This window comes from Rothia sp. HMSC058E10, assembly GCF_001809415.1.
GTDB classification, from domain to species: domain Bacteria; phylum Actinomycetota; class Actinomycetes; order Actinomycetales; family Micrococcaceae; genus Rothia; species Rothia dentocariosa.
Genome location: NZ_KV797640.1, coordinates 134,027 through 152,477, shown reverse-complemented (window position 1 = coordinate 152,477; position 18,451 = coordinate 134,027). Strand labels below are relative to the sequence as shown.

General features: G+C 55.2%; 14 protein-coding genes. 8 read left to right on the top strand and 6 right to left on the bottom strand.

The genetic code is table 11. The features are described from left to right. The coding region (locus HMPREF2609_RS08110; protein WP_070536289.1) for a pentapeptide repeat-containing protein at nt 1-1,003 on the bottom strand (1,003 nt) is incomplete at its 3' end. Nucleotides 1,004-1,088: 85 nt separating this feature from the next. After that, on the bottom strand, nt 1,089-2,453 hold the full coding sequence (locus HMPREF2609_RS08105; protein WP_070536287.1) for a pentapeptide repeat-containing protein: 1,365 nt from the start codon (nt 2,451-2,453) through the stop codon (nt 1,089-1,091). Nucleotides 2,454-2,900: 447 nt separating this feature from the next. Between HMPREF2609_RS08105 and dnaK the strand changes: the two genes are divergently transcribed. From dnaK to HMPREF2609_RS08085, 4 genes are all read left to right on the top strand, one after another. Continuing rightward, nucleotides 2,901-4,751, top strand: a complete 1,851-nt coding sequence (gene dnaK / locus HMPREF2609_RS08100) for a molecular chaperone DnaK (RefSeq protein WP_070536285.1) — start codon at nt 2,901-2,903, stop codon at nt 4,749-4,751. Between the two features lie 2 nt (nt 4,752-4,753). Next, nucleotides 4,754-5,329: a nucleotide exchange factor GrpE gene (locus HMPREF2609_RS08095; protein ID WP_070536282.1), complete on the top strand. Its 576-nt coding sequence runs from the start codon at nt 4,754-4,756 to the stop codon at nt 5,327-5,329. Between the two features lie 199 nt (nt 5,330-5,528). Next, on the top strand, nt 5,529-6,569 hold the full coding sequence (locus tag HMPREF2609_RS08090; protein WP_070536280.1) for a DnaJ C-terminal domain-containing protein: 1,041 nt from the start codon (nt 5,529-5,531) through the stop codon (nt 6,567-6,569). Between the two features lie 3 nt (nt 6,570-6,572). Further along, complete coding sequence (locus tag HMPREF2609_RS08085) at nt 6,573-7,028, top strand: heat shock protein transcriptional repressor HspR (RefSeq protein ID WP_070536278.1); 456 nt, start codon at nt 6,573-6,575, stop codon at nt 7,026-7,028. A gap of 249 nt (nt 7,029-7,277) precedes the next feature. On the opposite strand, the gene trmB is transcribed toward HMPREF2609_RS08085, so the two are convergent. Both trmB and HMPREF2609_RS08075 read right to left on the bottom strand, forming a co-directional pair. Next, nucleotides 7,278-8,096, bottom strand: coding sequence for a tRNA (guanosine(46)-N7)-methyltransferase TrmB (gene trmB / locus HMPREF2609_RS08080; protein ID WP_070536376.1), 819 nt, complete (start codon nt 8,094-8,096; stop codon nt 7,278-7,280). A 124-nt stretch (nt 8,097-8,220) separates the two neighbouring features. Next, the gene (locus HMPREF2609_RS08075; protein ID WP_048753223.1) at nt 8,221-8,625 is read right to left on the bottom strand and encodes a hypothetical protein; all 405 of its coding nucleotides are present in this window, start codon (nt 8,623-8,625) and stop codon (nt 8,221-8,223) included. 403 nt (nt 8,626-9,028) lie between these two features. Between HMPREF2609_RS08075 and HMPREF2609_RS08070 the strand changes: the two genes are divergently transcribed. Beyond that, a complete protein-coding gene (locus tag HMPREF2609_RS08070; RefSeq protein WP_070536277.1) occupies nt 9,029-10,492 on the top strand; it encodes an amino acid permease in 1,464 nt (487 codons plus the stop codon). A gap of 505 nt (nt 10,493-10,997) precedes the next feature. Next, nucleotides 10,998-12,470 carry an amino acid permease gene (locus HMPREF2609_RS08065; protein WP_070536275.1) on the top strand — a complete coding sequence of 491 codons (1,473 nt, stop codon included), beginning with the start codon at nt 10,998-11,000 and terminating at the stop codon, nt 12,468-12,470. Nucleotides 12,471-12,615: 145 nt separating this feature from the next. Here the strand turns inward: HMPREF2609_RS08065 and HMPREF2609_RS08060 are convergent, their stop codons facing one another. After that, on the bottom strand, nt 12,616-14,010 hold the full coding sequence (locus tag HMPREF2609_RS08060) for a TY-Chap domain-containing protein (protein WP_246825624.1): 1,395 nt from the start codon (nt 14,008-14,010) through the stop codon (nt 12,616-12,618). A gap of 252 nt (nt 14,011-14,262) precedes the next feature. On the opposite strand from HMPREF2609_RS08060, the gene HMPREF2609_RS08055 reads away from it, so the two are divergent. After that, nucleotides 14,263-16,698, top strand: a complete 2,436-nt coding sequence (locus HMPREF2609_RS08055) for a Tex family protein (protein WP_070536272.1) — start codon at nt 14,263-14,265, stop codon at nt 16,696-16,698. 214 nt (nt 16,699-16,912) lie between these two features. On the opposite strand, the gene HMPREF2609_RS08050 is transcribed toward HMPREF2609_RS08055, so the two are convergent. Further along, entirely contained in the window at nt 16,913-17,740 is an 828-nt protein-coding gene (locus HMPREF2609_RS08050; RefSeq protein WP_070536271.1) for an aldo/keto reductase, read from the bottom strand. Between the two features lie 376 nt (nt 17,741-18,116). On the opposite strand from HMPREF2609_RS08050, the gene HMPREF2609_RS08045 reads away from it, so the two are divergent. After that, nucleotides 18,117-18,431, top strand: a complete 315-nt coding sequence (locus HMPREF2609_RS08045; RefSeq protein WP_141745423.1) for a hypothetical protein — start codon at nt 18,117-18,119, stop codon at nt 18,429-18,431. The last annotated feature ends 20 nt before the right edge of the window (nt 18,432-18,451 follow it).

The following is an 18,451-nucleotide window of genomic DNA, read 5'->3' as shown; positions in this document are numbered from 1 at the left end:
TGAATCTCGCCCCAAAGAAGTTAGCACCCCCGGTGAAGGTCGCCTCGGAGAAGTCGGCGTTCTGGGTGAAGGTCGCTCCGGAGAAGTTAGCGTTCTGGGTGAAGGTCGCCCCGGAGAAGTCAGCCTCGGTGAATTCCGCCCAGGAGAAGCTAGCCTCGGTGAAGGTCGCCCCGGAGAAGTCAGCGCCCTTGGTAAAGGACGCCTCCCGGAAGTCAGTGCGTTGAACGAAGGTCGTCTGAATAAAACTTGACGAAGCGTTGAAATAACTATTTCTGAAATCAGTCGAGTAGAAGAAAATCGCATTGGAGAAGTCGTAATCAAAATCTGACCAGGAGCCTTTTAAAAGTTTCTTAGTGCCGTCTCCTTGGGTGATAGTGCCACCGAGTCGATTCCTGATTGCGCCCAGAATTGTTGTTCGCAATTCTTTCTCTTCGCGGAACCTTGCCTGATCTATAGTGAACTGTTGTATTCCACCTTCATAATTCTCTGGTGCTTCATTCTCAAACAGCACTTCAAACTTTGACGCAAGGTCAAATGGTGAGCGGATGTAGGCGCAGAGGCTATTAATGATTGCTTGACCTTCTTCCCGGCGATCTTCTTCGTTGGGGAGAGTTGTCTCGTCAGTTAACCACTCGTCAACCAGCTTGACCAGAGTATAGACCCCGCCAAGACGAATGGGTGCTTTCTCGTCGGCAAGCTGTTCGATTGCTGTAGCATAACGGCTACGCCGTTCTGCATGTACCTGTCGCATGTGCTCTTGATCGTTTTTACGGCGATTTTCCCACAGGGTGAGTATTGCGAGAACGCCACCCGTGGCAGCAAGAATAGTTTGGCGTAGGATTGGAAGACTATCACCGGAACCATACGAGGTGATAAATGGAGGAATAAAAAATGCACATCCTCCACCTATGAGAGCTACAGCAATAAGAACTGTATAAAATCTGTTGTTCCACCATGCATTACCTCTCTTAGAGGGGTGGGAGTTATTCGCCTTTTCAGCCATGTCTAGGGTTCTCCTTTGTAAAGGTAAGGAAGGTTTCTTTGAATAAAAGGAATATAATCTGCCATATTTTTACGTGAAAAGAACTTTAGCTTTCATCGTCGTCTTCCAGATCGGAAGGTTCGTCCGGGTCGAAGAGTTCTGTGCCTTTAGGAATGATGAACTTAACGCCGTTATACTCTTGTTCTTCGGTTTCGATTTTGTAGGGGCTACCGTGCGAAACCTCGAAGTTATAATCTTCTGGATTGACTTTATAAGAGAACCTCGCTTTATAGGTTTTATTGTTTATCGTGTATTCAAATATTGGTTTGTCTTCGAAGGTTGTCCAGGAGAAGTTAGCGTCCTTGGCGAAGGTTGTCCAGGAGAAGTTAGCGTCCTTGGCGAAGGTTGTCCAGAAAAAGTAAGCATTTCGAGTGAAGGCCGATCTGCTGAAATCAGCATTTCGGGTGAAGGTCGCACTGAAGAAGCCAGCGAACTCAGCAAAGGTCGATCTGCTGAAATCAGCGAACTCAGCAAAGATAGCCCCAGAGAAGTCAGCGTCTTTGGCGAAGATCGCCTCGGAGAATTTAGCGAAAGCACCAAAAATACTATCGCTGAAGTCCACATAGTAGAAAAAATGGGCATTTGAGAAGTCATAATCGAAATCTGACCAAGATCCGGGCTCATTGATGTTGCGTAGCCGTTCATATATTTCTTTGATGATACTTTGTCGTACCTGGCGTTCTTCTTCTAGAGCAGCTTTCTCTTGGGCAAAGGATCGTTTGTCTGCATCAAACTTTTCTTTATCCCCGCCAAAATCGTTCTGTAGATCTTTTGCGTAGGGTTTATCTAATTGCTCAGCGCGTTCTGCAAGTGGGAATGGGGAACGGATGTAGGCGCACAGATTGTTGATAATGACTTGGCCTTCTTTGCGGCGTTCCTCAAGACTAGGGGTAGTTTTTTCGTCTGCTAACCATTCATCCACCAGCCCTACAAGAGAGTAAATACCGCCAAGGCGGATAGAAGCTTTATCGCTGGACAGTTGCTCAATTGCTGTAGTGTACCGACTACGTCGTTCGGCATGTACCTGTCGTATTTCTGCATGTACCTGTCGTATATGGTCTTGCTCATTCTTAGTTTTTTCAAGAGTATTCTTGCGGTGTGTCTCTCCCAATGTGATGACACCTAAGAGTCCACCTACTGTATATATCAGTAGCTGGCGCAATACAGGACCGTCATCATCTTTGTTGAAACCTGAATTGAGGGCTATCGGTAGGAAGAACGCCCAAGTGCCGCCGAGAATGGCAAGTGCTCCAAGCCATACATAGAACGTTCTAAGCCATTCAATTTTTCTGAGTAGCCTTTTAGGTTTTTGCTTGTATCGTGCAAGATGCAGTACTGCGAGTATAAGGATCAGAACGGCTGTAACGACCACCAGAGCCCAAAATGCCGTTCCGGAGTTTATTGCATTCAATTCTGTTCCAACTTTCCTTCAACCTAGAGCGAACACTCACCTTCCATCATAGGGCGAGGGTGACCGCATCTGTCGGAATTACCGTTGTTAACCTCATATATTTCGCTGCGTAGAGATGAAACGCCTGCATTCAGGTAAGTTACCACCCAAATAACCCCTAATTTCCGCCTAGTTCTGCCCCAAAATCGCCAGCACCTCACCCCTTGCCACCTGCCCCTAACTCCTACTCACTTCAAAAAGTTGAGTCTTTTTCACTCAAGTCTGTTGACATCCACCCAAACATATGTAAAACTTGAGTACATGAGGCTCAAGGGGTCACTCACCGGGCAGCATCCCAGCACATTTTCACCGTGCATGCGCTCGGTCTAAAACCCCTTACGCCCCGAAGATTTAACCAAGGAACCCGCCTCGCCAAGAAGCGGGGCATAACACTAAGGAGTACAAAACATGGCACGTGCAGTTGGTATTGACCTCGGCACCACTAACTCGGTTGTATCCACCCTTGAAGGTGGCGAACCGGAAGTTATCCCTAACGCTGAAGGCGCCCGCACCACCCCCTCCGTGGTCGCATTCTCTAAGGATGGCGACGTTCTGGTCGGCAGCGTGGCAAAGCGCCAGGCGGTTACTAACGTTGATCGCACCATCTCGTCCGTCAAGCGCCACATGGGCACCGACTGGACGACTGAAATTGACGGCAAGAAATACACCCCGCAGGAAATTTCCGCACGTATTCTGCAGAAGCTCAAGAACGACGCTGAAGCATACCTGAACGACAAGGTGACCGATGCGGTTATCACCGTTCCCGCATACTTCAACGACGCTGAGCGCCAGGCTACTAAGGAAGCCGGCGAGATCGCGGGTCTGAACGTTCTGCGTATCGTGAACGAGCCGACCGCAGCTGCACTGGCTTACGGCCTGGACAAGGGTAAAGAAGACGAACTGATTCTGGTCTTCGACCTTGGTGGCGGTACCTTCGACGTCTCCCTGCTTGAAGTTGGCAAGGACGAAGACGGCTTCTCCACCATTCAGGTGCGCGCAACCAGCGGTGACAACCGTCTGGGCGGTGACGACTGGGATCAGCGCATTGTGAATTGGCTGCTTGAGCAGGTCAAGTCCAAGACCGGCGCAGACCTCTCCAAAGACAAGATCGCTCTGCAGCGTCTGCAGGAGGCAGCTGAGCAGGCTAAGAAGGAGCTCTCCAGTGCATCCAGCACCAACATTTCACTGCAGTACCTCTCGGTAACCCCCGAAGGCCCCATTCACTTGGACGAGAAGCTCTCTCGCGCAAAGTTTGAGGACCTCACCAGCGACCTGCTCGAACGCACCAAGAAGCCCTTCCAAGACGTTATCAAGGAAGCAGGCATCAAGGTTTCGGATATTTCCGAGGTCGTGCTCGTGGGTGGTTCCACCCGTATGCCCGCCGTGGCTAACCTGGTGAAGGAACTCACCGGTCGCGAACCCAACAAGGGTGTTAACCCTGATGAGGTTGTGGCAATGGGTGCAGCCCTGCAGGCTGGTGTGCTCAAGGGCGACCGTAAGGACGTTCTGCTGATCGACGTGACCCCGCTGTCCCTCGGTATCGAAACCAAGGGTGGCGTGATGACCAAGCTGATCGAGCGCAACACCGCTATTCCGACCAAGCGTTCTGAGACCTTCACCACTGCTGAAGACAACCAGCCTTCCGTGTCGATTCAGGTGTTCCAGGGTGAGCGCGAATTTACCCGCGACAACAAGAACCTGGGTACCTTCGAGCTGACCGGTATCGCCCCCGCACCGCGCGGCGTACCCCAGATTGAGGTCACCTTCGATATTGACGCCAACGGCATTGTGCACGTCTCCGCAAAGGACAAGGGCACCGGTGCTGAGCAGTCCATGACCATCACCGGCGGTACCTCCCTCTCGAAGGAAGACATCGACCGCATGGTCAAGGATGCTGAGGCTCACGCAGAGCAGGATAAGGCACGCCGCGAGGCAGCCGACACCCGCAACGCCGCCGAGTCTGTGGCATACTCTGTCGATAAGCTCCTGAAGGAGAACGGCGAGAAGCTGCCCGAAGACGTCAAGACTGAGGTTCAGGGCGATGTTGACGAGCTCAAGAAGGCTCTTGAAGGCGATGACGAAGATGCCGTGAAGTCTGCTCTTGAGAAGCTGCAGGCATCCCAGACCAAGCTGGGCGAGGCTCTGTACGCTTCCGCACAGGCAGAGGCTAACGCAGACTCCGCTTCTTCTTCCAAGGAAGATGACGAAGATGTGGTAGACGCCGAAGTTATCGACGAGGACGAAGACGAGAAGAAGTAATCATGGCTGAACACGAGAACACTGCGGGAGACCCACTGGAGGAGGCATTCAACGCCCCCGCCGCCGAGGGTCACCCCGAGGCCGAGGAAGCCCCTGCCGCAACCGATCAGGCTGCGGCGGGGGAAACCCCCGAGCCGAGTGAGGAAGCACCCTCAGAGGATGCGAAACTCGCGGCAGAACGCCTGGACAGCCTGCTTCGCCTGCAGGCGGAGTTCACAAACTTCAAGAACCGTGCCGCCCGCGAGAAGGAGCAGCTTCGGGAGTTCGTGGCGAGCGATATTGTGAGCCTGCTTCTGCCGGTGCTCGACGATATTGACGCCGCACGCAAGCACGGCGACCTGCAGGAAGGTCCCTTCGCTGCGATCGCCACCAAGCTTGAGGATTCTCTCAAAAAAGAAGGCGTGGAACGTTTCGGCGAGGTGGGCGAGCCCTTCGACCCGAATATTCACGAAGCGGTCATGCAGCAGCCGACCAGCGAGGTAGAACCGGACCACATTTCGATGGTTCTGCGATACGGGTACCGCGTGAAAGAGCGCGTGGTACGCACCGCCCAGGTTGCGGTGGCTGCCGCCGAATAAACACTCCGTAGAGCATACAGCGGGCGGGTTCTTGAGAAATTGAGAACCCGCCCGTTTGCCGCATATTTCCGCGGATTTTCTGGGATTTCTCTTCCAAAATTGAGTCTAGTAGACTAAACTTTATATAGGATTAAAAACTAAGGTTGTGCCCTCTTAGGGGCAGTTACAAGAACCCCGGACGACGGGAAAGGAGAACTACATGGCAAGCGAAAACTGGCTGTCAGAAGACTTTTATAAAACCCTCGGCGTGAAAGAAGACGCCTCTGAATCTGATATTAAAAAGGCTTACCGCAAACTCTCGCGCAAATATCACCCCGACCTAAACCCCGGGAACGAGACAGCCGAGAAGAAATTCAAGGAAGTCTCCGAAGCCTACGATGTACTCTCGGATAAGAAACAGCGCGAAGAATACGACCAGATTCGTAAATACGGTGCCGCAGGGTTCGCTAATGGCGGCTTCGGAGGCGGCGCTGGCGGATTTGGTGGTGCCGGTGGTTTCGGCGGATTTAACGGCCAAAACGTGCATTTCACGACCAGCGGCGGTGGCGAAGGTATCAACATTGAAGACCTGCTCGGTGGACTCTTCGGTGGTGGCGTTGGCGGCGCGGGTGGTTCACGCCGTACCGCCGGGTTCACGAGTGCCGATTTTGGGGATGCCACCGGGTTCGGGGGAGCTCAAGGCTTCGGCGGCAGGCAGCAGCGTGCCCCGCAGGATAATAACCTCTCCACCAGCACACGTATTACCCTGCCGCAGTCGTACACGGGCACCAAGGCGACCGTGTTCCTGCCGGACGGCACGAGTACTGAGGCGCGCATCCCGGCGGGTGTGAAGGACGGGCAGAAGGTGCGTGTGCGTGGCAAGGGCCGCCCCGGCACCGGCGGCGATCTGATCGTGACCGTGCGTGTTTCAGATGACCCGCACTACAGTCGCGAAGGAAACAACCTGGTGTTGCGTGCCCCCGTCACTCTGGAAGAGGCCGTCAACGGCGGTGTGCTGGAAGTGCCCGTACCCGGCGGTAAAACCGTCAAATTGCGGCTGACTCCCGGCAGCGTGGGTCGTAAACTGCGTGCGAAAGGACGCGGGTTCAAAACCAAGTCGGGCACCGGCGACCTGCTGGTGATCCCCGAGGTACACCTGCCGCAGAACCTAAGCGATGAGGCGAAGGAAGCCTTCGAGAAGTTCATTGCTCTGGCACCGCAGGAGAACCCCCGTGAGGACCTTTTGAAGAAAGTTAGGTAGCTTATGAGTGCCCATAATAAGCAATCATTGGCGTCTGCCTACAGCGCCGACAGGCCGGTTTTTGTGATTTCGGTGGCGGCGGAGCTGGCGGGTATGCACCCGCAGACGCTTCGCCAATACGACCGCCTGGGGCTGGTGCAGCCTTCGCGTGCGCCGGGTAAGGCCAGGCGCTATTCGCAGCGCGATGTGGATTTACTTCAGCGTATTCAACAGCTCTCGCAGGAAGGCGTTTCGCTTGAGGGAATCCGCCGGATTATTGAGCTTGAAGAGATGGTTGAGGAACACCGGGATCATATTGCCCGCCTGCAGGCTCAGCTTGAGGATGCGCACGCCAAGTTGGGGCTGGCGGAACGAGTGTTCGCGGCCAGCACCCGCGGGGATGTAGTGAACATCCAGCGGGGTCAGCGCCCGGCACCGCGCAAACGTTCCTCGGCGGTAGTGCTATACCGGCAGAAATAGTTTTTACCGTGGGTGGTTCTCAACCAACGACAACGTAACGTGACATGCCAGCCTAGCTATACGCCTACTTCACCCTTTACGAGTGTTAGGCGGGCGGCGTGCCTGACCCGACCACGGCGTAAGCCTTTTTGGGCAACGATATCCTTTGCCTACATGCGAGTTGTCGGAGGTAACGCAGCGAAGCGAGTATGCCTCCGGCTGTTTGAGCAAGGGCAAAGTGGTATCGTTACCCTTTCCCTAGCAGATAACTTATTTACGCCTATACGTCAGGTCGTGGGCACGGCGGCCCGCCTCACGAGCCTTCCTCTCAAAGCTAGTCAGGATGCGCCCCTCCCAGCGCGGCGCCCAACCACCCACGGGGTCGTCCTCGGTAGCGCCTTCACCGGCATGCAGATTCTCGAAGTCGGGGTGTGCCTCCATGACATCGCGCATCACGTGAGCGTATTCTTCCCAGTCGGTAGCAAGGCGCCAGATTCCGCCGGGTTTGAGCACACGCGCAACCTTGTCGGCAAAAGCGGGGGAGACCAGACGACGTTTGTGGTGGCGTGACTTGTGCCAAGGGTCGGGGAAGAAAACCCAGAGCTCATCAACCGAATTTTCTTCCAGCATGTTATCTAGCAATTCGGGGGCGTTAGCCTGAGCGACGCGCACATTCTCAACCCCGGCCTGCCCCATCTTGAGCAGCAGATCCGCAATGCCAGGGGTGTAGACCTCAACGGCAAGGAAGTTTGCCTCGGGCATTTCGGAGGCGCGGTGCACGATTGCTTCGCCCAGCCCGGAACCGATCTCGACAACCTGGTAGGCTTCACGCCCGTAGATTGTGACCGGGTCGAAAGTGGCTTCGGGGGCTACAGAGGTATCTGCCCGTAGCCGGGGTATGTCGAGCACGTGGGTTTGGGAGTAGGTGTCCCACGCTTTTTGGCGGCGCGAGGTTAGGCGGTCGCCGCGGCGCACGAAGGAGTAGGGCTGGCGGAAGAACTCGGGCGGTACCGTTTTCTTCTCGGGCGTCTGGGGCGTATCGGCGTTGGCTGATGCGGTGGTTTGCGCGTTCTGCTCTTGAGATGACATACCTATCAGGATAACGTAGCGGCGCGCGGAGGGAGGCACTGTTAAAAATTTCGGGAGCAGTTTTTCATTTTAATGAAGAAACTGCCCCCGTTTGGCCTTTACGACCGCGAAGTCGCCGTGCAGACTACTTCTTCTTGCCGGAGAACAGCAACGCCAGACCCGCGCCAAGAATCACGATGTTGTTGGCGAGCTGCTGCCCATCCTGGGTGGGGCGGAATGCGCTATCGTGCATGTCGGGGTTGCGGAAGTACATGGTCATGAGGTTCGCGCCGAAGGCTGTCAGCCCCGCGCCCGCCAGACGGCTGGGGATGAAAGGGGTCAGCAGAGTAGCGCCGAGCGCGGTTTCCGAGTAGGAAATAAGTTTACCGAAGGTTTTTGGATCGAGCTTGGCGACGGCGGGCACACCTGATGCCGCCATCTGCTGCAGATATGCGTAGGTACCTTCGTCGGCGCCGAGTTTCTTGACGCCCGCATCGAGCATAAGCGCGCCGGTAGTGAGACGCAGTGCAGCATTTGATAGTTTACCCATGAGTGAGTGTCCTCCTGATGTTTGTGATGAGATGAGTGATGCGGTATTTCCACACTGGGCATTGCAATTGTAGCGGCAAACCTCAGGAAAGTTTATTTAATCGTAAAGTTTTAACATATTTTTTGCGATAAGCATTATTTTCAGCGTTTTAGCGGGGGAGAGCGCTGGCTGAGAGAAGCATCGTCGGCGTGTCGCCACCCCCAGATAGCATAGGCATAGCCAAGGTTCATGCGAGGTATGCATCTTTTGCGGGTAGAATTCTGTGTAGTCATGGCGTAACGATGCGATTTTCCGTGAGCCGTGCTCGTGCGAAAATCTGAACTGCATCGTGATGCCCCGAAGGTCGGGGCTTCCTGTTGAGGTTGTAGCCCGCAGGGCAGAGCACACACAGAAAAGAGGAATAGTGACACAGCGGCCTTCCAAGCATACAGTTACCGAGAATGAGAGTTCCACGGGTGAAGAGAGCCTGAAGCGTGGATTAAGTTACAGGCATATCCAGCTCATCGCTATCGGCGGTGCAATTGGTACGGGGTTATTTCTAGGATCAGCGAAGACTATTTCGCTCACGGGACCTTCCATCGTATTTGTCTATGCGATTATTGGCATCATTATCTATTTTGTGCTGCGTGCGATGGGCGAGATTCTGCTATCGAACCCGAAGTACAAGTCATTTACCGATTTCGTATCTGATATTTTGGGTACTCGCGCGGGCTTTTTCGTCGGTTGGTCGTACTGGTTCTTCTGGGTGACCACGGGTATTGCGGATGTGCTGGCGATTACGGATTACACGCATTACTGGTTCCCCGAGCTGCCCTCATTTATTCCTGCACTTATTGTGATCGGGGCGCTGTTGGCACTGAACCTGCCGTCGGTGAAAAACTTCGGTGAGATCGAGTTCTGGTTCGCCATGGTTAAGATCGTGTCGATTCTGGCGCTTATCGCCGTGGGTGCCGTGATGGTCGTGTTCGGGTTTACGAGCCCGGATGGAACGGTCGCCTCCATCACGCACCTGTGGGATCGCCCGGGACCTTCGGGCAACGGGGTGTTTATTCACGGTCTGACGGGTTTCTTGGGCTCGTTCCAGATTGCGTTGTTCGCGTTCGTGGGCGCTGAGCTGGTGGGTACCGCCGTGGCAGAGACAAAGAACCCCGAACGTACCCTGCCGCGCGCAATTAACGCCGTGCCGCTGCGCATGGTGCTGTTCTATGTGCTGCCGCTGTCGGCGATTCTTGCGGTGACTCCTTGGGATAAACTCGACCTTAATATGAGTCCTTTTGTGGGGATGTTCTCACTGGCGGGTGTGTCAATTGCCGCATCGCTCATTAACTTTGTGGTGCTGACGTCGGCAACGTCTTCGGCGAACTCAGGTATTTTTTCGACCTCGCGCATGGTGTATGGGCTGGCGGAGGATGGGAATGCACCTTCCTTCCTGAAGAAGCTCTCGAAGAACGGCGTGCCCACGAACGCCCTGTACCTAACGACAGTTCTTCTGCTCTTTAGCCTGGTGATGCTGGCGTTTGGGCGTGAGCTTCTGGAAGCGTTTACTGTCGTGACTTCGGTGGCCTCAATTATGGGTATTTTCACGTGGTCGATGATTCTCGTGTCGTACCTGGTATACCGCAAGAAGTTCCCTAAACGGCATGAAGCCTCACAGTATAAGATGCCGTTCGGTCGCACGATGAGCTGGGTTGGTTTGGTGTTCTTCGCTCTGATGATCTACGCCCTGAGCTTGCAGCCAGAAACCGGGTTAGCTCTGGCGCTTAGCCCTATATGGTTTATCGGGGTTGAGCTTGGGTACGAAATTATGGTGCGCCGTCATGCGCGTAAGCGCCTTCTTGCGGAGTCGGTGCGGGCGGAAACTAAGTAGCGAGTCTTATTTATTCCTTAATAGCGGGCGGGATGCGGCGTGTAGAGAAAACGTGCGGCATCCCGCCCGATGTGTCTTATGGGGCGATGACATACGGCATGTACCAGAACAGACCCCAGTATGTATAGATATTCTTAAATTTGTATAGAAATTATATATGATGAGAATTTTTCTTTTGAGGATGTGGCGAGTTGGGCAGGAAAGGGATATACCTCACGTGCGCTGTATTTTCCGAAAGTAAGGCTTATTGTCAAGGGTTTTTCGTAGATCTCTTCCGAATTTTTTTAAATCGCGACATAAAGAATTTATTATTCGTGACGCATGCTATAGATACGCGACACACTTCCTGGAGATAATTACACAATACCGTCCCTGTTATGTAGAATATATATTCAAAAGTTGTGATAGCTCACCGTATCTTACGGGCTGAGTGCTGCACTTGCCGCCCCGAAAGCCGGGGCTGTCCCGCTCGGCTGCGGGACCCAACCACGAAAGAGGAACTGTCATGCAGCAACCTCACGATAATGCCGCATCGGCGGCAGACACGACAGATAATGCTGAAGAACTGCACCGCGGGCTGAGCAACCGACACATCCAGCTCATTGCTATCGGCGGTGCTATTGGTACCGGGCTCTTCATGGGTTCCGGTAAGGCAATTTCTAAAGCTGGTCCATCTATCCTCTTGGTCTACATGGTTATCGGCGCCGCTATCTTCTTGGTGCTGCGTGCGATGGGTGAGATCCTTCTATCAAACCTGAAATATAAGTCATTCTCAGACTTTGCTACCGACCTGATCGGGCGCCCCGCAGGGTTTTTCCTCGGATGGTCGTACTGGTTTATGTGGGTAGTCACCGCGGTCGCAGATATTATCGCAATCGTGGGCTATACCGAGCTGTGGTGGCCCGATTTACCGAAAGCGGTTCCAGCACTCGTCGTGATTATTGCGCTACTGGCGCTGAACCTGCCCTCGGTGAAGAACTTCGGTGAGATCGAGTTCTGGTTCGCCATGATTAAGATTGTTGCCATCTGCGCCCTTATTATTGTGGGTGCCATTATGGTTGCTACGAGCTTCACGACACCCAGCGGTGCTCATGCTCAGGTAGCCAACCTATGGAACGACGGTGGGTTCTTCCCTAACGGTGCCACCGGATTCTTAGGCGCCTTCCAGATTGCGGTTTTCGCCTTTATGGGGTCCGAGCTGGTAGGTACTACCGCCGCCGAAACTCAGAACCCCACGGTGACCTTGCCGAAGGCTATCAACTCCGTGCCGGTTCGTATTCTCATCTTCTACGTGGGCGCCCTGATCGTCATTCTGATGGTAAACCCCTGGCGTGAAATTGATCCGGCCAAGAGCCCCTTCGTGACCATGTTTACCCTCGCCGGTATTGCCATTGCGGCGCATATCGTGAACGTTGTGGTGCTGACCTCGGCAACATCATCGGCGAACTCGGGTATCTTCTCGACTTCGCGCATGGTGTACGGTCTCTCGCAGGAAGGTTACGCCCCGAAGTTCCTCGGTAACCTTTCCGGGAGCGGCGTGCCCCGCAATGCGCTGTTCCTCACCTCGATTCTGCTACTCTCCAGCATCGCCCTGCTCTATGCTGGCGACTCGATTATTGAGGCGTTCACGCTGGTCACCACGATGGCGGCAGTACTTGTGATCTTCGTATGGTCGATGATCCTCGTCAGCTACCTGTGTTACCGTGCGAAGCGCCCCAACCTGCACCGGGAAACCACCTATCCCATGCCCGGCGGCGTGGTGGCATGCTGGATCGTGCTTGCGTTCTTTGCTTTCATCATCGGGATTCTTGCTACCGATAAAGACACTCTCACTGGTCTGATGCTCATGCCCATCTGGTTTATTCTGCTGACTATCGGGTGGTTTGTGAAGAACAGCATCAACCCCGAAATCCCGGAGACCAGCATTACGCAGTCGCATCCGGTGGTGGATATGAAGGCACCGAAGAATAATAAGTAAAGACACTTCGGCGGTTATCTGTTCCGCATTACTTCCGGTATAAAAAGGCTCTTGATGTAAATAGGGCGGCGTTACTAGCTCTTTTTCGCATCAAGAGCCTTTTAGCGTGATAGGGGAGGAGAAACGGAAGAATCCGCGCCCCGGCTTAACCGGCCTCGGTACCCGAGGTATCCTCGGCATCCAACACTAGGTCATCCGTGCGGTAGTAGTCCCAGCGAGAACAGCCCATACCCCAGCGCATTGCCTGCACCACATCCTGCGCGGCCTCATGAGGGTCAAAAACATTCCGGTTCCACATGGGCTGCATGGGGGTCGGTGCCGCCCACCCGTGCGAACGCAGATAGTCGGTGCTGAACTTGGGCAAAACCTCAGCCTCCATTGCAATTTCGCACAGGAACCCGGCGGGGGAGCGGTAGATACACACAAGCGGCATTGCGTTAGCATTCGCGGCACCCGTGAGCACATAGTAGGTGCGCAGATGCCTGCTCCAGGGCAGGCTCGCCAAACGCTGACCGAGTGAGTTCGCTACCTCATCCCAGCGGTCGCGGGCAGAAACCGTCTGCTCAGACTTCACAACCCCAATACCCTGCACCGCAAGCTGCTCGGGCGAAATACTGGGCGGATGCGGCGGCACCCGCACCGGCGCGACCTCACTTTTCGTCATCTGCAGGGCATCGGTCACCATTGTGCGGCCCACCTGCAAGGCGGTATGCCACGACCCGTACTTCGCGCGCACCGCCGCTAGAAACGGCACCCGCCCCAGATTACTGCGCATAGTAGACCATGTTCCGTAGGCAAGCACCGTCGGCTGCCGATCATACCGAATACAGTAACTCATGAAACTGCCCAGTTGGTTGCGGAACTCCATATCCGTGAGCGAAGTACCGCCCAGCTGCCAGTTGTACTCCGCATAATCGGGCGGACACACACCGGTGCGCAGCATGGCGGTTGACCATCCGCCATCACCCAGCTGATCACGAATGCTCTCGCAGGAGGGCGGCCATACAAACGAACCGTGCGCCACGTCTTGGGACTCAGCCGGAAGATGCTGGCACACATCGCGGTAGGTAAGCTCATCAAGCTGTGTATATGGATGCAGCGCCAGGTACTTGAGCCCAGCACCCACCTTCCCTAAAATCAGGGCGATATTCTGCGGTGAAACCCGTGCGCTCTCCAATAAGCGCATCATATCCGCCATGACCGTTGCATCCAGAGTTGTTGCGGCGTAGGAACCATCCGGTGCCAGACCGTAAGCCTCTGCCACCGCATACCAGACGGCGGTCGCCAGCAAAACATGGGTGGGAGTCTGCTCGCCGTGCGAACCAAACTCCCACATGCCAGAATCTAAAGCAAAATCAAGATGTTCCCGGTTAACCTGCGGAAAAAGAACACGAATACGACGGTGCGTTTCGCTCGGAGTCCAGCCCTGCGCAGCCAAGGCGGTAATCAGCGTGCCAAACTGCTGATGAAATTCCCCGTACCCCGGCGGCAAAGATGAACGTGAAGGCGCCTGTGCGCGATCGTCAGCACGACCATACATGCGAAACCTTCTTTCGGGCGGCTATTTCAGCCAGTCCACCGTGAACCGGCTACCGTCATGTCATCTTCTATGCCCCGGCGCATAACTTCTGCACAATCGCCGGACTATCTGAAAAATAGCGATGTGATGTTATTACCTATTCTAGATGCGGGACCATAGCTGTAAAATTTATTACGCTCCGATGCGCAACATACCCCGCGCCCCACCCCCGCAAGACTGGCACAGCACACCCGAGAATGCGAAACTGAGAGAATGAGCGAAAAACACGAGCGCACCGAAGCTACGAACACCCGCATCCTAACGATGCTCGCTAAGGAGCTAGACCTCAAACCCACGCGTGTTCGTGCCGCCGTAAACCTGCTCGACTCCGGGGCTTCGGTTCCGTTTATCGCTCGTTACCGCAAAGAAGCTACGGGTGCGCTCACCGACACCCACCTGCGTGCTATTAGTACCCGGCTCGATGCCCTGCGTGCGCTCGAAACTCGCCGCGAGAATATTCTCAGCTCGCTCGCCCAACGCCGCGAAGACGGGCTGATCGATCCGCTCACCTACGAACAACTCATCACGGGGGTGGGGGCGGCATCCAGTAAACAAGACCTCGAAGCACTCTACGCACCCTACCGGAGTGAGCGCATCACCAAGGCGCAGCGTGCCCGCGCGGCAGGTCTGGAGGCGCTCGTTGAAGACCTGCTCGAAGTTCCGCTTGCCGGGGTCTACGATATTGCCGCAGCCTATGTGGACGAACCGGATGAAACCGACGATAAACATGCGGCAGATGCCGGAAAATCCGAAGGCACCGGAATTACAACGGTGGAAGAAGCCCTCGACGGCGCCCGCGCTATCCTGATCGACCGGGCGCTGACCGACCCAACGCTCGCCGAACGTCTTCACGAAAGAATGGTTGCCACCGGAACGATCTCTAGCCGAGTTATCGCTGGGAGAGAAGCCGAAGGGGCAAAATTTGCCGACTATTTCGACTTCTCCGATAGCATTAGGCGTATTCGCCCGCACCGGGTTCTCGCCCTGCTTCGCGCCAAAGAAGCCGGAATCGTGCGGCTCAGTATTGACGGTGCCACACCAGCCCCGCCCCTGAGCAAACTCCGTGGTGAGGCACGTGCTGCTGCGCTTGCCCTTGCCGAAAACTACGAGAACGTTCGTTCGGGATACGAGCGTGAAGTCGCCTCCGCGCTGCGCATACCCGTGCAGGTTCTCAACACCGTCGACAGTGAAGACCGCGTGCTCGGCTGGCTCGCCGCAACCGTGCGCACCGCATGGCGTAAACGGCTGCACCCCCGCCTGGCAGACCGCATACGCAACGCCCTCTTCGAGATGGCAGAACGCGAAGCCATCACCGTTTTCGCCTCGAACCTGCGCGACCTTCTGCTTGCCGCGCCCGCCGGGCAAAAAGTCACCCTCGGGCTTGATCCGGGGCTGCGTAATGGCGTGAAATGCGCGGTTATTGACGGCACCGGGCACGTGCTGAAAACTTTCACGGTGTACCCGCACGCGCCTCGATACGACCGTGCCGGTGCGCTCGCTGCCCTTGAAGATGCGGTGCTCACCCACGGCGTGGAGCTTATCGCCATTGGCAACGGCACCGCCTCACGTGAGACCGATAAACTCGCCGCCGAACTGCTGGCGAAGCTGCGTTCTCAGGGGTATAAGGCGGCGCAGAAGGTTACCGTCTCAGAGGCGGGGGCATCCGTATATTCGGCCTCTGAACTCGCCAGCGAAGAGCTGCCCGATCTTGACGTAACGGTACGCGGGGCGGTCTCGATCGCCCGGCGGTTGCAAGACCCGCTTGCCGAACTCGTCAAAATTGATCCCCAGTCTTTAGGCGTGGGGCAGTACCAACATGACGTCAGCGTGACCGCTTTAAGACGCGCCCTCGATAATACGGTTGAGGACTGCGTAAACGCGGTGGGGGTTCACCTGAACAGTGCATCCGCCGCACTGCTGGCGCGTGTTGCCGGTTTTAACCGCACGATTGCCGAAAATATCGTGGCGTACCGTAGCGAACATGGGGCTTTCACCACCCGGGAAGAGCTTCTGAACGTGCCTCGGTTAGGTACTAAGGCCTATGAACAGGCGGCAGGGTTCGTGCGTATTCTGCACGGTACCGAACCGCTGGATGCCTCTGCCGTGCACCCCGAATCGTACCCTGTGGCGCGGCGTATTATCGCCGATGCACAGCGGAAACATGGGGCACTCTGGCAAGCCGGGCGGCTTATCGGCAGTGACGGGGAAGACCCGCTCACCGCGCTCGACCCCGCTGACTATGTGAACGAGAGTATTGGCGAATACACCGTGCGCGATATTTTTGAGGAATTGCGCCGCCCCGGGCGTGACCCGCGCCCCGAATTTCGTACCGCACACTTCTCTGAGGATATCTCTCGCTTTGAGGACGTAACCGTTGGGATGGTGCTTGAGGGAACCGTCTCGAATGTGGCGGCTTTCGGTGCCTTCGTCGATATCGGAGTGCACCAAGACGGGCTGATTCATATCTCGCAGATGAGCCGCGAGTATGTTGCGAACCCGCACGATATTGTACGAAACGGCGATATCGTGACCGTGAGGGTTGTTGAGGTGGATGCGTCTCGCCGCCGTATTTCGCTCTCACTGCTGTTAGATGAGGGCGACTCGGGTCGCTCGGAGACGGCGCATAAGAAAACGAATAAACGTTCTTGATAGGGGTGGCAGCATGCTTCACCGGGCGGAGGCGGATACAACGATGCGTGCTCAAACAACTGACAGCATTATGTCTGCGACCGTGGGCGGTCTTGCCAGTCATGCTGTCAGAACTGCGCCGCTATCGTATATCCGCCTCCGCACGAAATATGGTTAAAAATTTTCCGGCTTCGAGCCCCAACAACTCACGGCAAAGCTTCGCGGTACGTTGCGCCTAGAATTTAGGATTCTCAGGGTCCGGACCTATGCGACCATCCTTCCGCGTAAGCCCATCAATCGCCGCAATGTCTGCCGCATCCAGGGTGACATTAGCGGCCGCAAAGTTCTCGGCAATGCGCGCAGGAGTAACCGACTTCGGAATCGCCACGATCCCCTTCGCCAGATGCCAGGCGAGCACAACCTGCGCCGGAGAGATACCGTGCTTACCCGCAATCTCAACGATCACCGGGTCTTTCAGAATCTCGCCACCCTGACCGAGCGGCGACCAAGCCTCAGTCACAATACCAAACTCACTGTGCACCGCGCGCATATCTTCTTGCGAGAAATATGGGTGCAGCTCAATCTGGTGAATCGCCGGGGTCACGCTGGTATCGGCGATAATTTCGCGCAGCTGAGCCTGCGGAAAGTTAGAGACACCAATCGAACGCACCTTACCTTGCTTTTTCAACTCAATGAGCGCCCGCCACGACTCGAGATAGGTACCCTGCTGCGGCATAGCCCAGTGAATCAGATACAAATCCACGTAATCGGTGCCGAGCCGCTCTAGCGATGCATCAAGCGCGGCAATAGCCTTCTCAAAACCCTGATCCGAGTTCCAGAGCTTGGTGGTGAGAAAAATATCCTCGCGCGGCACGGAGCTGGCGGCAATACCGCGACCTACCCCAACCTCGTTCCCATAAATGGATGCAGTATCGATGTGGCGGTAACCTGCTTCGAGAGCCGTACCGACAGCATCGGCGGCACCATTATCCTCAATCTGCCACACACCATACCCAAGCTGAGGGATGCTGTTGCCGTCATTGAACGTGATGTTTTTGACCATTACTTCTCCTGAAAGTTGATGGGGACTGACGTTTTCAACGGTACCCCTGGATGCGCTCGCACGCTAGGGTGACGGGCGCATCCAGCCCAGCGCGAAACCGGTAAGCCCCTCCCAGGCGCGGAAAAAGAGCCTTGATTTATATAAAGCGTGAAGAATCCCGATTTATTCGTATAAAGAGCCTTTTTAGATTCAGAAAGTACAAAAAGTATGAGCTGTAGAGATAAACGGGATTTGAATTCTGCCGATCAGAAAGTCACATGACTATAGTCATACATTCTTACTGACGTTACGGCACTGCCTGTAAAGAGTTTTCTTCGAGAGACTGGAATAGCCGGGATAGAAAAGGCTTCTATCCAATCGGTGTTCTAAGGAGAATATGATGACTGCACTAGTCACCACTAAAGTCAATGCTCTTGCAGCCGCACGTACTTTCGGGACGGCAGCGGGTAGCCCCGCTCACCGCCGTGCACTTGTGGCAAATCCCAGCGAGGTTTTGGCTGAAGCAGGCGTTGTTCCCTCAGGAACTCAGGTCCGCCTGGTAGAAGATGAAACCCTAACTCTGGGGCACCACAAGGTTGTTGATGACGGGGAAGAACTCGTCATCGCAATCGCTCCCGCAGTCGAAGAAGAGCTTGATACCACCGAATCCCCTGAAGACGGTATTTGCTGGTGCTGCTGCTGCCCTTGCTAAGTTCTGAAGGGCTATAAACA